The 14,771-nt window shown below is 46.0% G+C and carries 15 protein-coding genes and 1 pseudogene; 4 read left to right on the top strand and 12 right to left on the bottom strand.

Annotation, left to right across the window (positions count from 1 at the left end):
• Positions 1 to 233: 233 nt before the first annotated feature.
• From H6G00_RS04850 to H6G00_RS04830, 5 genes are all read right to left on the bottom strand, one after another.
• A complete protein-coding gene (locus H6G00_RS04850; RefSeq protein WP_190646966.1) occupies positions 234 to 554 on the bottom strand; it encodes a helix-turn-helix transcriptional regulator in 321 nt (106 codons plus the stop codon).
• 52 nt (positions 555 to 606) lie between these two features.
• Entirely contained in the window at positions 607 to 894 is a 288-nt protein-coding gene (locus tag H6G00_RS04845; RefSeq protein WP_242042140.1) for a hypothetical protein, read from the bottom strand.
• Between the two features lie 15 nt (positions 895 to 909).
• Positions 910 to 1,191, bottom strand: coding sequence for a hypothetical protein (locus tag H6G00_RS04840; RefSeq protein ID WP_190795852.1), 282 nt, complete (start codon positions 1,189 to 1,191; stop codon positions 910 to 912).
• A gap of 533 nt (positions 1,192 to 1,724) precedes the next feature.
• Positions 1,725 to 2,846 (bottom strand): DNA polymerase IV, encoded by a 1,122-nt coding sequence (dinB, locus tag H6G00_RS04835; protein ID WP_190795851.1) that lies wholly within the window; start codon positions 2,844 to 2,846, stop codon positions 1,725 to 1,727.
• A gap of 348 nt (positions 2,847 to 3,194) precedes the next feature.
• Entirely contained in the window at positions 3,195 to 4,289 is a 1,095-nt protein-coding gene (locus H6G00_RS04830) for a hypothetical protein (RefSeq protein ID WP_190795850.1), read from the bottom strand.
• A gap of 887 nt (positions 4,290 to 5,176) precedes the next feature.
• Here H6G00_RS04830 and H6G00_RS04825 point away from each other — a divergent pair.
• From H6G00_RS04825 to H6G00_RS04815, 3 genes are all read left to right on the top strand, one after another.
• Complete coding sequence (locus H6G00_RS04825) at positions 5,177 to 7,126, top strand: hypothetical protein (protein WP_190795849.1); 1,950 nt, start codon at positions 5,177 to 5,179, stop codon at positions 7,124 to 7,126.
• 276 nt (positions 7,127 to 7,402) lie between these two features.
• On the top strand, positions 7,403 to 7,768 hold the full coding sequence (locus H6G00_RS04820; RefSeq protein ID WP_190795848.1) for a DUF6788 family protein: 366 nt from the start codon (positions 7,403 to 7,405) through the stop codon (positions 7,766 to 7,768).
• Between the two features lie 340 nt (positions 7,769 to 8,108).
• On the top strand, positions 8,109 to 8,264 hold the full coding sequence (locus tag H6G00_RS04815) for a hypothetical protein (RefSeq protein ID WP_190795847.1): 156 nt from the start codon (positions 8,109 to 8,111) through the stop codon (positions 8,262 to 8,264).
• Positions 8,265 to 8,406: 142 nt separating this feature from the next.
• Here the strand turns inward: H6G00_RS04815 and H6G00_RS04810 are convergent, their stop codons facing one another.
• From H6G00_RS04810 to H6G00_RS04780, 7 genes and pseudogenes are all read right to left on the bottom strand, one after another.
• Positions 8,407 to 8,625, bottom strand: a complete 219-nt coding sequence (locus H6G00_RS04810) for a hypothetical protein (protein WP_190795846.1) — start codon at positions 8,623 to 8,625, stop codon at positions 8,407 to 8,409.
• Between the two features lie 24 nt (positions 8,626 to 8,649).
• Complete coding sequence (locus H6G00_RS04805; protein WP_190795845.1) at positions 8,650 to 9,105, bottom strand: DDE-type integrase/transposase/recombinase; 456 nt, start codon at positions 9,103 to 9,105, stop codon at positions 8,650 to 8,652.
• Complete coding sequence (locus H6G00_RS04800; protein ID WP_190795844.1) at positions 9,038 to 10,222, bottom strand: transposase; 1,185 nt, start codon at positions 10,220 to 10,222, stop codon at positions 9,038 to 9,040. Before H6G00_RS04800 ends, H6G00_RS04805 begins: the two co-directional genes overlap by 68 nt.
• A 112-nt stretch (positions 10,223 to 10,334) precedes the next feature.
• Positions 10,335 to 10,682 (bottom strand): annotated as a pseudogene (locus H6G00_RS04795) (IS6 family transposase); the annotation flags it as partial.
• A gap of 173 nt (positions 10,683 to 10,855) precedes the next feature.
• Positions 10,856 to 11,917 carry a PDDEXK nuclease domain-containing protein gene (locus H6G00_RS04790; RefSeq protein ID WP_190795843.1) on the bottom strand — a complete coding sequence of 354 codons (1,062 nt, stop codon included), beginning with the start codon at positions 11,915 to 11,917 and terminating at the stop codon, positions 10,856 to 10,858.
• Between the two features lie 47 nt (positions 11,918 to 11,964).
• Complete coding sequence (locus H6G00_RS04785; RefSeq protein WP_190795842.1) at positions 11,965 to 13,137, bottom strand: ParB/RepB/Spo0J family partition protein; 1,173 nt, start codon at positions 13,135 to 13,137, stop codon at positions 11,965 to 11,967.
• 3 nt (positions 13,138 to 13,140) lie between these two features.
• Complete coding sequence (locus H6G00_RS04780) at positions 13,141 to 14,001, bottom strand: ParA family protein (protein ID WP_190795841.1); 861 nt, start codon at positions 13,999 to 14,001, stop codon at positions 13,141 to 13,143.
• 379 nt (positions 14,002 to 14,380) lie between these two features.
• On the opposite strand from H6G00_RS04780, the gene H6G00_RS04775 reads away from it, so the two are divergent.
• Entirely contained in the window at positions 14,381 to 14,737 is a 357-nt protein-coding gene (locus H6G00_RS04775) for an MmcQ/YjbR family DNA-binding protein (RefSeq protein WP_190795840.1), read from the top strand.
• Positions 14,738 to 14,771: the final 34 nt, after the last annotated feature.

The following is a 14,771-nucleotide window of genomic DNA, read 5'->3' as shown; positions in this document are numbered from 1 at the left end:
TCTGCAAGGGAGCAGCTAGGCTGTAGCTCATTGGCTTGAGCGCAAGTCGGGACTGCAACTGGAAGCGCATCGTATACCTGCTCGCCGCCGCTTTAGCGAGAGACTGTTCGAGCGAGGACAACTGGCAACAGCGACGTTCTAGATGGATTTGAATCGGCATAGGGTGGAGGATGAGAATAAGCGAATAACCTTCACACTAGGTTTCTAGACTTCCACAACGCAAACCTTCCCTATCACGGTGAAGGTTCTTTCCCATTGGTGCGGAGCATCGGGCAAAGATGTCGCCTGAGAGCGAGGGGAATCTTGTAGTATTTCTCCCAAAGCAAATCCATCTCGGCAAGCCGACGTAAGTAGAGAGGCTCAGGCGGACGGTAGTTGCCCGACCCGGCAAACCAGCGGTCTACGGTCGGTTGGGAGCAGCCGCAGATCTGCGCCATCTGAGCATGAGTGACATCCCACTTGGCATAAAAATCAAGATGGGACATCTGAAGCTGGCAGTGGGTGTAGAAATGGAACAGTCTTAGTTCATGCTGTCCCAAGTTGCGAGGACTCATCGTTGTTCTTCTTCCAAAGCAACAGCAGCAGGCTGAATGAGGGCGAGGGACACTAGGAGAATTCTGGCAGGCGAAGGTCGTCCTCCCAGGCTAAGTCAGCTTGAACCCAAGCACGAGAGGGACTAGCAGGGGAGAGGAGAATAAGATATCGCCATGACCAAGCTTTCAGGTGACTAGCTGGGGCATATTGCAACCCAACAATGGTGCCAAAGTCCTGGCTGGGTAAAGGATGCCAGCAGACCAGGTCTCCTAGATTGAACTTAGGCGCAGAGGTAGTGTGTGGAAACTTCTCGGGTAGGGGTAAAGAGAACTCGGTAGATGAGGTTAGGGTTTCTGCCATAGCAATCTGCTTGTCTCAATGGGTGATGACGATGATCAATGCCAAGTCATCCTCAAAGCCGTAGTCCTTCTTACAATGGGCAAAGGAAAGGCTTTGAGAATCAAGCCGCGCAAAATGGTGCCATCCGTCTGCTTGCACACTCCCTTCTAAGCCATAGAAGCGATCGCTTACCACTCCAAAATCTTGCGTTAGCACTCGAAACCAGCTGACGCGGTCGCCTATGTTGAATTTGACCGATGAAGGGAGTTGACCATCGACTGAGCCAACTATTGGTTGGCAAATGGGGTCATTAGACACAGCAGTTTAATCCTCAAAAATTGACGATCGCCGGGCGACATAGAAAGTAAGAAGCACTAAGAACTTGGTTCGTCAGCGATCGCTCAAACTTAGTCCCTAGTTATCAACACAGTAGCGAACCCCCAATCAAGAGTCAAGAAATTTATACGTAATTTACGTATTAAAATTTTGTTACTTCCCTTTCAGATAGTCCGGCGGGGGGTTCAATTCTCGTATTTGATTTAGCAGGTCTTCCTTCTTCAGGATATTAAGCACATAGTCAGGACATCCCGTAAAGTCTTTTCCCCAGCCTTCTATCGTCCGTTTTGACAGTCCTGTAGCTTCGGCAAGAGCATTAACACAAACTGTGTAGTACCCGCGTTCATCGGGATTCCCTTTGATCCAACGCTTACAGAATTCGAGCGGCTCCAATAGTTCAACCTGAAAACATCGCCCCTATCATGCCCTGTTTGCCGACCCGAGGAAAGAAGGCTTATTCGTTCAGTACGCTATTTACGTATTTCATATCCCTTTAAGCTGTCAGACTTCTACCTTTAATCGCTTACCCGACTGTAGCTAACAAAATTTGTTACTAGTCCTAGCTCCAGAACAAGTTGCTCATAGTGCAGAGGTGAAGCAGCATTATCCAGCTTAGAAATCGTAATGCCAAGTAAGCGAACTTTTTGTCCGTTCAAGCCAACACGATTAAAGAGGTCTTGTGCTAAGCCTAAGATCTGGTTCTCTTGTTCAATCCATTCCAGTAATGTACAGCTGCGGGTAATTTGCTGGTAGTCGGCAAATTTAATTTTCAACGTTAGCGTTCGACCGCGCGTTTGCTGCTTCCTAAGCCGTTGGTACACGACTTGGGCAATGCTAACTAATTCCTGGCGCATCCTTTCCAAATTATCCAGGTCTGGGTCAAAACTTGTCTCCCCTCCTACAGACTTACGGATGCGATTAGGATTGACTGGGCGATCGTCCTTTGCCCTGGCAATTTTGTAATAAAACCTTCCTACCTTACCGAAGCACTGCACTAATTCATCTTCTGTGCGCTCTTTGAGGTCCATTCCATGATGAATCCCCAACTCGTGCATCTTCTTCGCAATCACCTGCCCAATGCCATGAAATTTTTCAATCGGTAAAGACTCAACAAATGACTCTGACTCATGAGGTGGAATCACCGTCAGCCCATCCGGTTTATTCATACCAGACGCAACTTTAGCCAAGAATTTGTTAATAGATACACCGGCAGAGGCGGTCAGACCAGTCTCCTCAAGAATCGCTTGCTTGATTTTACGAGCGATCGCCGTAGCTGAATTGGTTTCCTGCTTGTTATGCGTCACATCCAGATACGCTTCATCCAGGGCAAGAGGTTCAACCCAATCTGTGTAGCGGTAGAAGATAACGCGAATCTGCTCAGAAATAGCACGGTAGACCTCAAACCTGGGACTAACAAAGATCAGGTGTGGGCAACGTTGCAGGGCAGTCCGGGAAGGCATGGCTGAATGAATACCATACTTACGAGCCTCGTAGCTTGCTGCTGCGACTGCGCCACGCTTATCGGGTGAACCACCCACAACTAGAGGCTTGCCTCGATAGTGCGGATTGTCTCGTTGCTCAACGGACGCATAATAGGCATCCAGATCAACGTGGATGACTTTGCGTTGTCCATCCATAGCACAATTAATGTACAGGTGTTCTAGTTGTAGTTTATAGTTCTTTGTCTAGGCATGATCCTTAAAAAATCCAGGATTAGGCTGCAGCACATGTTTGAGCCAATTCTGATGGAACTACTCCCAGCCTAATTAGTTCTGAGGTACTCCGGACTCATCTTCTAGACATAGCCTTCGCTTAAATTTCTTATGTACAAACTCATTTTCTTATGTACACCCTTAATCAAGAACCGGTAAAGTGGTTTATTCTCTACGTTTTAGCTACTATTTATCCAATGTAGGTAAGAAAACTTACTCCTGTACATAAGAAAGCATAAGAGGTGAATCCCTTACTCAAACTGTAGTAAAGAGTTACGATTTGGCGTTTGACCGTAGCCTCCCGGAATTAATCTGAAAGTGAATCGAAGGTGTTTTTCTTTTACCTGGTAACTCCTGGGCACCAAGGATGTACCCATCCTGTTGCAACTCCTCAACAGTGCGCCAAAAAATTTGATTATTCCGCGAGGAATTGCTGCCCAAAAGGTCAAGGTTCTTAAACAAATACTGCTTAGAAATCGTTAGATATTGCCCATCCTGAGGAGAATCCCATTTTAGACGACTGGCAAGATAAAGCAGAAGCTTGGTTCTGTAGTCATTTTTCGCATTGCTACCAAGTTTCTGTGTAATGTCTACGTCTCCAGCAAACAAAACGTAATCCCCTGTACGGCTGGGTCCTTCAAAGAACTCCAGAGAGACCGTGTATGAGTCTGCTAATTCATAGGTATAGTCTGCTGCTTTTGCAAGGTCAAAATCCCTTGAAAGATTCTCTATTTTGTAGCTTTTGATCCGCAAAATACTTTTGATGATGACCTCTGCCCCAATCTTGTTACCCTCTCTCAAAGATTTAGCTAAAACTAATTCAACCCGGTGGAGTGCTACCAAGTCTCGGTTCAGTTGCGATCGCACCTTCGCATGAAAGCTACCTCCTTTTGTGCGCGAATAGCCCAAGCTTTCCAATAGATCATTAGAGCGGAAAGTAACGACTGGACCATTATTCTGTTCAGCTGCCAATTTGTAGAGGTACAGCACGATCCCAACCTGACGAGGATTCAAAAAGGTCAGCAGTGCCATAAATAGACGTTGGATTTTGCGGTCTTGAATTTTCTCAAGTCCCTTACTGATCCCTTGGTCAACCAACGCCTCCAAATCAAGGTTATCGTACTGCTGGTTGAGTTCCTCCCACTCGTCTGCTGTCAGATCTTCGAGAGGAACGCGCCGTGTTACTGCTACTTCACCAGCATCACTCGCATCTGCTTCAACTCGCATCTCCAGATAGTACCCATCCCCATCCGAGCGCAGAATTGGCAGGCGAACGTCTGGGTTGTTGACTGAAGCTGCCGCCCTGGGCAGCACCATGAGCAACTGTCCGTCTACAGGAAAAGTTAAATCTTTTTCGCTCAAAGTCATAGGAATGGGTAGGTAAGCATGGGGGAATTCTACTAGATCTATTGAGTTTTGATCTCAAACACTCCAGATATAGCCCGCTTTGTTCTATCACTCCGGCGTATGTTTTTGCCTTCAAGCTCTATCACTCCGGCGTATAAATACTTCTGTCACTCCGGCGTATAAATTAGATTTGTTCTATCACTCCGGCGTATAGTCTGCTCTATCACTCCGCCGTACAGAATTCGTAACCTGTTTGCTAAGGCTTCTTCTCTACCGGGATTAGGGAATTTGTTCTATCACTCCGGCGTATAGTCTGCTCTATCACTCCGGCGAAAATCGTGGTTTTGTTCTATCACTCCGGCGTATAAACACTTCTATCACTCCGCCGTATTCGTGTTCTATCACTCCCACGTAAAGTACCGTTGTGGCAGATTTCCGTGTGTTTTATAAGAAAAATTTAGGTGTTTAATAGATCGCATCTCCTCTAGTTCTCCTGTTCTAGAGCAGTAGGAAATATCCAACTTCGCTACCTGGAGGTCACCATACTATGACGCAATGGTCTTTGATAAACCATTGCCTAGATGCGTTCTACCCAAGATACCAAGTGGTATCCACCCGCAGTTGTTAGGAAACCGGGGCAGAGCCTCGCCAAAGTCTCAACTATCCCGGTTCCTACAATTCAGCTGATGAAATAGTTATTTCCTCAGCCAGCTTTTGTATCCGCATAATAGCAGTTCTGGTGGTTTGCCGTGTAGCAAGCTGTGTCAGAGTTTAAAAATTCTGGCAAGTTTTTTTTTGGCTTAATGAGCCAAACATCTGCTGAAGTAGATTGGTAAGCTATTAGGGAACAGGTTTGAACGAGTTTAGGCAGAGGATGTCTGGGCCGGTTCCATTGAAATGGAGCCAATATGACTATTACTCAACCCAAAAATTACTTTCAATACGTCCAGGAATGGGACGACTGTTTTCTCGCACTTTTCCCCCATCGATTTGATTACATCTGGGCAGAGCACTCAACTTCAGATACAGCCGTTGAGTGGAAAACAGAAAGCCGCCATCCTTTATCAGATCGGCTAATTCACCAAGGCACCTATCTCTATGGTATTCGCTTTGGCGCAGAGACCAACTATTGTCTCCTCGACATCGACATTGGTAGTCTCTATCACCCCAGGCGTGATCCCTTTGCGATTTCCCGAATTGTCAACGCACTGGAACCATTAGGACTAGTCAGCTACATTGCTTGCACCTCCAGTTACAGCGATGGTTTGCATCTCTATTTCCCGTTTAGGCAAACCCAAAGCTCCTGGCAGTTAGCGATCGCTCTCGCCTGTCTGCTTGAAAATGCCGGATTCAAACTGCTACCTGGACAACTCGAAATCTTTCCAAATTCTAAACCCTATGTCACAGATGGCAATCTTAGCCTGTTCAACGCTCACCGACTTCCATTGCAAGTTGGTTCCTACCTACTAAACGAGGCATGGCAGCCGATCTGGGGAACTTCTCAAACCTTCGCCCAGCAATGGCAGCTTTCCCAAGAGCGCAACGACATCGACAGTAAAACACTCAAACAAATCCTCAAGCAAGCCAAGCGAAAACACTTTGGCATCTCAGGCAAAGCCGAGAAGTTTATCAATGATTTGAACGCCGAGATTGAATTGGGCTGGACAGGTTATGGACAAACCAACCGACTGTTGGGTCGCATTACCATGCGAGCCTATATCTTCCACCACATTCTTTCAGGAGGAGAACCACTGCAAGGGGATGCACTTGTAGATGAAATTGTTGAAACAGCGCGTTCGCTTCCTGGCTATGAGGAGTGGTGTCGGCATCAGAACGAGATTGAGCATCGCGCCCAGGAATGGGCAAGGTGCATCGAAAATAGCCACTACTTTCACTTTGGGGATCAAAGTAAAAGGTCAAAACCAGAAGTTCAAGACCCGGAGCTGATTGCTGCCATTGATCAATCCCCCTCCTGGAATCAACGTCAATCCGCTGCAACTCGAGACCGCATCAGAAGGGCAATCGCCGACTTACTTGAAAAGGATGGCCTGCCTGCCCGAGCTACTGCTCGGTTTCAAGCCCTGCTGAAATACGGCGTTGGCGGTGCTTCTCTCTATCGCCATCGAGATCTCTGGCATCCTAGCCATTTTGAGGGTTTAGGTTTAACTCAAACTGCAACAAAGGATTCTCCTGTAGAAAACCCCCCAGACCCCCCAAACTTCAATTCGGACAGCCAGTTAGATTGCGCTGAAGGCACATCTAACTGGCACAGCCCTCCAAGCTTATTGATTACTAGTGATGGTGATAATCCATCCCATCAGGCTTTCAGCGATTTTACACCTTCTACCCCTCCGCCTGAAGTCAGTAATTCTTCCCTAGATGCTAGCGCTTACGCTTCAGGCTCAGAACCAACTTTAGGGGTGCAATACGTACAAGAGGTATTACGAAATATCAGAGCCTCGCAGGAAGCTTTCCAGGAGGCAATTCGACTCGCTCAGTCTCAACAGAAACGTATTCGCTCCGAGGCAGCCCAGCAGAGGCAAGTTGCTCGAATGCAGCAATTCTTAGACTCAGGCGACCCGATTCTGGTAGCCGAAGGGGTGGCATGGGCACAGATCAATCCAGGAGTTCTCCAAGACGATGGGCTGCCATTCTCTTTGTTCACAGATGCAGGTGAGCTGGGCGATCGCCTCTTCATCCTGACCCAGATTGAAGCCCGTATTGGGGAGTTGAGGTGGTCAGAGGAACAGGTGGTTGCGGCACTGGGGCAGCGTTTTGCCAAGGAACATCTCCTGATGCTGACTGACTTGGAGTTGATTCACTGGCTCGTGTACCTGAGCAATAACCCTCGGAAGTAATGTGTTTGTGGGTGCCGGGCAATCGGAAAAAGGGGAGCGAAAGTAGTGCTTGCCCTCATCCAGAACTACAGGACTGATTTCAATCTTATGTACTGTCTTTTTTCTTATGTGCAGCTTTGATTAGTCCTCTGCCCTTAGCGAAATTACTTCAGAATCTAGCTCTTGTACATAAGAAGCCATCTCACGGATTTCCTTCTACGCTGCTTTTCCATCCTCAAAATTTGTCTCGCTGCCCTCCCATTGCCTTTAGGAAAACGACTCTGCACCCAAGAAACAATGCCCCAACATTCTGACTTCGACAAACTTCGCAGGGCACTACCCAAACTCACCCTTGAGCAGGCAAGACAACTCTACTCAGAACTGGGTTCCGTCCTGCAGGACATGGAGCGACAAGCAACGACTCCAGAATTGACCAGGACAAAAGGTCGTGAAGTTGTAGAGGTCAGACACATAAACAATCTAGAGGGAACTGGCACGACTACGCACCTTTACCAACTGGAGCGCATTCGCTGCGGCAAAGCAGGTTGTAAATGCGCTGGGGAGAAGGGTGAGTTGCACGGACCTTATTGGTATGCCTACTGGCGTGAGAATGGCAGACTCAAAAGCCGGTATGTAGGTAAGCGATTGAAACCGATTGAATGAGCCAGAAAACCTCAGTCCCAATAATAGCTCTGGCAGCAGGTTCCTAGCGGATATACTAAAGTATATTCTTATGTACAAGCCCTACTTCTTATGTAAGTAACAAATGGTAGAGGTATGGTTGTACGTAAGAATATACTGTGTACATAAGAACTGCTACAATGTGCGCCCTTGCACGTTCCAGAAGTGCTTTTAAAGACAAAGCTCTTAAGGTAGAAGCCAGCCAATTATTTTGCTTAAAGGCGGGAGCCACCTCAAAAAGTTCTAGCTATGCAGTTTGACCTTAAAGCTAGAACTCTGTGGGATATTCCAAGAAGATAGTACCAAGCTTTCCCTACACTTGATGGTGCAACATGCGGGTGGAGAGCTAAGAGATTATCTTAATTGTCAAACCGCTGCAACCGAACCCATTTTCACCACTGCTGGAGAGGCGATCGCCCTAGTGTTCCTCATCCGAAACGGGTATGCGACCACTCCGTTTGCTGCTGTATCGACCTAACTTTCGGCAATGCTGCCATATCCTGCGATCGCTCCTTCTAGTCCGTTCCGACAAGAGGTAAAGACATTGACATAAGAATGCAGCCTATAAGAGCATTCCTATGAAAGGTTTACTCTTAGATGCTCAAGTCAATTGTTCTGCTTTACGATGCGATGCTCGCTTCGGCTACCTCACGCGAGAGGCTGTATTGCCCCTTCTTAGCTCGATACCACTTGTCATTCTTTAAGCCAATCGAAAGGACATTTGAGACCCGATTACGAGCATCATTGCGGGCAGATTGAGGAGTCCCATCGACAAAAAGTGTGTCTACAATTTCTGGAACACCCAAAACGGTTGTGTCGCAAAAACTGATTAGGGACAAACGATCGGTATCGTTTGCACTCCCTTAAGCAGCCATTCCAAAGATTGCTTCAATAAACTTGGCTTGAGACACACTGTCCCCTTGTTTGACTCCTTTGACTTGTCCTTTCTGAATCATATTCATCGCTTCGATTCCGCTCAACGATCTTCTTGCCGTGTTGAACGTCTTAAATCCCATCATCGGTTTCACAATTGGCTTAATATTTCGATGGTCCTGCTCAATCATATTATTCAAATATTTGCTTTGCCTTAATTCAGTCTCTTTTCCAATTGTCTCCTCTTGCTTAAGCGTCTCTATTGCCACCCGGTAAGCGGCATTCTTATCCACTGTAATGACTCGTGGAGGCTGGGTGTGCTGACCCTTGAGTACTTTACGAAAGAAGCGTGCCGCCTGACTGCCTGACAAATCTTTCTTAATTGCTGATGGGACAAAGCTTACAAACCAGGGAGCGAATTCGACAAAACCAAATTTGGTCATCATAGTCGTGCTTTGCTTTGAGAGAAGCAAAACAAGGCTGCGGATCTTTGGGAAGCAATGGAACGCAAGGCAGTAAAGTTCGCCCTTTATGCATGACTCCTTGCAGCCAGCGCAGTCCGATCTTGAGATAGCTAATGCCACGTTGCCAATGGGGGTCTATCTGTTGGCGCAAACCTGCTAGTTGCACTGCCATGCCTTGAGTCGTGGCAAATAAAAGTGCGATTGCAGCGACCAGATAAAGCCGCTCTAGAGCAGCAGCCGAACGAAGCCGAGAAGCTTCCAGTTGGAACGCACCAGACTTGCTGTCTAAAAATAATTCCTCTACCTGGAATCTCAACGCATACTGCCAGAGCGTCTGTAAAGTCGGAAGTTCATCAGTCATCACTGCCCAAGATTCCTTCGCTCCCTGTACAGTTGCCAGCACTAAATTGCAGCGATGCACCCCATCCGACCACAAGCCCACATTCTCATACAATCGGGCTTCACCTTGCGGTGGATAAAGCGTTCCGACCATCATGGGATAGCGTCGTGTGGTGTGGACAAAGACATCACAGGGTAATCGCAAACAGTAGTGCCAACCACTCTGGTGCAACCATTTCATCAACTGGTGATTGGCAAATCCTCGGTCGGCTAACAGCATCACATCGGGGTACTGCCGCAATAGCCATCGAGCACGACGCAGTAAAGGTTTATACGTTTCAAAGGCGACGGTTGCACTGCCATGTTCAAGAACTCGCCACAATACGGGGACGGCTCGACCACAACAAACTACCGACAGATGGATCATACAGAAACGGTCCCACAGCACAGTTGTATCTAAAGCTAAATACAATCGTTGTTGCTTCCACCTGCTCAAGGCTGCCAGCACTAACGGGATGTAAATTGCCATGACTGAAATTCGCCCATTCTCCATGAACCGATGCCAGCGCCGCTCGACGCTTTGCGCTTTTGTCGCTCGACTCGGAACATACGGCTCCCATGCTGCCAAGTTTAATTCCTCGCTACACAACAATGCACTCACCATCCATGCCAGTGCTTTCAAGTGACGCAGATCGCAAGCTCGGCTGTGTTGACGCAATTGGTTGATTAGTTGACCATACAAATGGGTAGAGTTTGTCATGATTCTTGGCTGTTGTGTGGTAACTCTAGCCTCTCATGTCTCTCTACCCGTCCCTCCAAATTTCCACGTATTTATTGGCTTTTACCTACTTCTGTCAGGCAGCCAGGCGTGCCGCTGCTTTGCCATCCCGCTTTGCGCTCAGCATGAAATCCAAGGTGTTACCTGCTGAATCGACAGCACGGTACAAATAGTTCCACATACCCTTGATTTTGATATAGGTCTCGTCCACCCGCCACGAGTCGTTTGTCGGCTTCAGGTGTGGTCGAATCCGTTTATCCAGTTCTGGCGCATATTTCAGCACCCATCGATTGATTGTCGAGTGATCCACGTTCACTCCTCGCTCAGCCATCATTTCCTCCAAATCCCGCAAACTCAGCGAGTAGCGACAATACCACCGTACATTCAGCAGGATGATTTCTGGCAAAAAGTGCCGCCACTTAAACACAGCAGGAGTAGACATCGGAGGAAGACAAGGTTAGTCCTATCAACCTTATCACCCATCGGTTTTTGCGACACAACGTGTAATACTCTCTTGCCCAAAGCAGTCACTTAAATTGTCCAACGGTCGTTGGACAATTTAAGTTAGATCCGATCAAGAATAGTTCAACAACTGTTGGACTATTCTAAGAAGGCTCAATCCTTGTCCAAATCTAATTTCTGCTGTTCAGCTTCAATCTCTACTGTCTCCAACTCCATTTCAAGTTGAGCGATCGTTGGTAGATTGCCCTTTAATGGTTCCGGCAAGGTATCTTTCAAACGGTACGTTGCAACACTGATCGGTTTTTGGAGTGGTTGTAGCGCATACTCCACAATGGTTTTATCTTTTGACTTGCACAATATCAACCCGATCGTCGGCTGGTCGATCTCAGTCTTCAACAAGTTATCAACCGCCGACACATAAAACGCCATCTTTCCAGAAAACTCAGGTTCAAACTCTCCAACCTTGAGGTCAATCACCACATAGCAGTGCAAGCGTACATGGTAAAACAACAAATCCAACCTGAATTCCTTGCCGCTGACTTCAATAGGATACTGGCTTCCTAAAAATGAGAAGCCAACACCCATTTCTAGCAAAAAGTCTCGAATATGATCGACTAAAGATTTTTCTAATTCCCGTTCTTGCACTTCGCGGTCGAAGCTAAGGAACGAGAAATTATAGGGATCTTTTAATATTTGAACTGCTAAATCAGACTGAGTTTGTGGCAGTACACGATCGAAGTTGGTAACAGCGCTTCCCCAGCGATCGTGCAACCCACTCTCTATTTGATGAACCAATACATTACGGCTCCAGCCATGCTCGATGGTTTGCTGGATGTACCACAACCTTTCTGCTGGATCTTTCACTCGTTCCAAAATTTTCATGTTGTGTCCCCAAGGGATCTGCCCAACCGAATTTTGGATCAGTTGTTCATCTGGATAAGCTTCCGCAAATGCTCGCATATTTAGGAGATTGGACCGAGAAAACCCAGTCATATCAGGAAACTCTTTCTTGAGGTATTTTGCTAACCTCTCAATAACTTTTGCTCCCCAACCCTGTTGCTGTTGTCGCTGTAAAATTTCCCTACCAATATGCCAGTACAACAAGCTCAGTTCTCGATTAATCGATAATGCCGCCTCAAGTTGAGCGTGTTGAATTCGTTTCTTTAGGGACTGGAAAAAACTTTCGTATTCCCCTTGAGATAGGTTACTGCCCATGTTCTCTTAAATAATGTCTATTCACACACATTCTCAAAACAGAATCGTTAAGACACTCCTATCATCCTTTCAATTTCTTGAAGCTTATTTTTGAGAGCTTGTCGTAACTCTTCCAACTGGTCTTGCTCAATTTCTTGAAGTTCAATTGATTGAATAGCTTTAATCGTTTTCTCCGCTACTTTCGGTTGTTTAGTTGTAGAGTTAGTCGTCTGATGTTGCTTTAGTGTATCTTTCACTAACGTTTTGATCTGGGTAAGCGACAGCTTTTCTTGAATGGCTTTCTCTGTCACATCTGCCCGAATTGCGCGAGCTTTCGTCTCACTTACTTCCAATTGTTCTGCTGTCAGCTTGCTCAATTCCCTTGCTTTACTACTTTCAATTCCCTCAGTTTTAATGACTTGTTTCAAGTCTTCGGGTAAATCGAGTAAGGGAAAAATGTTGTTGCTGATAGATACTGGATGGAGTTGTAGCCCTAGAAGAACAGCAAAGATATCTTGTTCTTCTGGTTGCTTAAATCCAACAGATTCAAGCCACTGTTGTTGCTCTTCATGATTGGCAATTCTGATCTCAGATAGCTCCGATAACTGTCCACTCCGCTCAAATCGCCGGATAGCCGCTTTAAGCGTTTTAGGAATTGTTTTTTCCTGATTCTCAAAGTAAGGATACCGATGAGTGATGAGACGAATCAAAGCAGCCGCCAAATCCAAGTCGTGTAATTTTTGAGAGTGAATACTGGTAACAAGCTGTCCTTCAAAAATATTCTCCTCATCTTCTGTCTTCTCTTCTAGCAAGAAAACTGCTTTGAGCGTTTTCCAACCCAGTAGAGTAGCAGCCCTCCATCGAAGCTCTCCCTCAAACAAGATGTACCGTCCATCTGCTTGAGGAACAACAATAATTGGAGTTTTTTGTCCGTGCCGACGCAAGCTTTCAGATCTCTCTTGAATTAAAGCTTTAGGGAAAGTTGCCCTTGGCTGATTCGGGTCAGGGTCAATTAAACTAAGGCTGATTTCGTGTGTTCCACCCGTAGCTGCAAGTTGGCTTGTTAACTCTTCTATTTGCTGTTCAAGAGCAGCTTTTTCTTGTGAGTCTAATGCTCCCGACCTCAGTTGTGTTAATTCTGCTTCCAGTTCCTCAACTCGGCTTTTCAATTGATGAACTTGATGAGATTGTCCCGCCTCACCAAATAGCTGTTTCATACCGACTGGTTTTGGTGCTGCCATTTTTTACTCCTCTGTCATCAACTTCACTAAATCATTCACGATTGGATCAAAGTCCTTCACCGCATCACTTGCCGGACGATACAGATGGAGCGGCAATCCAACACCACAAGCTTTGATGTAGTAATTTGACTCTCTAACATAGGGAAAACAACGAATTCCCATTTGCTCAATCAATGCTGGCAAAGTATCGCTTGTATCAATGTCTTTTCTAGGGTTCCCCTTCTTGTCTAGCCCTAAAATATCTCGGTGCGTCCCAACCTCATATAAGTCAACTCGTGTTGGGACAAAACCCATGATCTTGGGTTCAGGCTTCAAGCGTAAATCATCAATCTTGCTGTAGTACCACTCTAAGAACCCGGCAAAGCTTCCAGTATCCTTATACTCCGGCTTAATGGGTACAAGCACATGAGTGCTAGCTGCTAAAGCTAACAAGCCCATTGGCTCTAAAGAGGCAGGGGTATCAAAGATGATCAGATCTGAATTGATGGGGTGATCATCTAATCTGTCTTTAAGCGTATAGTGGCGGCGATCGTAAAGATACACCTCCCGAATACTCTCTTCTAAAGCCTTCCCTCCCTGGATCGCCGTTACTGTCGAAATACGATCAGCCCACAAAGGAGTAAAAGGGTAATTACCATCAAAGCTTTTTGTAAGAACTGCGGCAACAGAATCTTCGTAAGAAGCGGGATCAAGTCTTGCGAAGATACGAAGTGAAGCATTCTGGTCTAACTCAATTAATGTTACTTTATAGCCCTTTAGCCCTACTGCATAGGCTAAATGAACCGCCATTGTTGTTTTACCCGATCCTCCAGCATTACTGGCAATAGTTAAACGAACTTGTTTTTTTGCCGACTTTTTTCTCATGTAAATGTTGAGGAAGTGACTGTAGAGAGTGGACTAACGTTAGCCCAACTTGAATTTGAGAAACGGGACTAACGTTAGTCCACAAAAAAGCAAATAAGACTCATTTTCAGTTGAGAGAGAATTAAGGCGAGGTAAGTTTTTTTCTGCTTAGACACTTACTGCGATCCAAATTGAGGCAGAAAGGTAAAGCTTTCAGTGGTGGATTAACGTTAATCCACCACTGAAATTATAGAGTTACTTGGCGATCGCCTTACATTAAAACGATCAAATTTCCTGACTATATCCTCTCCACTACTTAAAGCCGAGTTATATCTTTAAGAAATTTCGAGTCTATAATTTTTGCATCTGCTTTCTAAGACCAAGAATTTGCAGTAGCTTTATGAATCAGGATGATTTCAACGGCTTCTGTAGCAGCTTGCCTGCAACTAGCCATGTTGTGCAATGGGGCGGTTTCGATGTTTGGAAGGTCAGAGATAAGGTGTTCGATATCGGCAGTTGGAATAGTATTAAGGTATCCGGTATTACCTTTAAGACATCTAAAAGTGATTATGAGATGTTACGGGAGATGCCCGGATTTCGACCAGCACCCTATCTTGCTTCACGAGGAATGAAGTTGATTCAACGATATGAAGATTTAGGTTCCAATCATGACGAACTTCGCTACTATATTGCTGAGTCTCATCGGCTTGTTGTCGCAGGCTTTTCACATAAGAAACGAACTGAACTTGGATTATAGGTAAGCTTTACAATCTATCAAAGATGAGGCTTGA

This window comes from Leptolyngbya sp. FACHB-541 (assembly GCF_014695875.1).
GTDB lineage: Bacteria > Cyanobacteriota > Cyanobacteriia > Elainellales > Elainellaceae > JAAUTN01.
The sequence above is the reverse complement of the archived record's forward strand: the minus strand, read 5'-3'. Positions and strand labels throughout refer to the sequence as shown.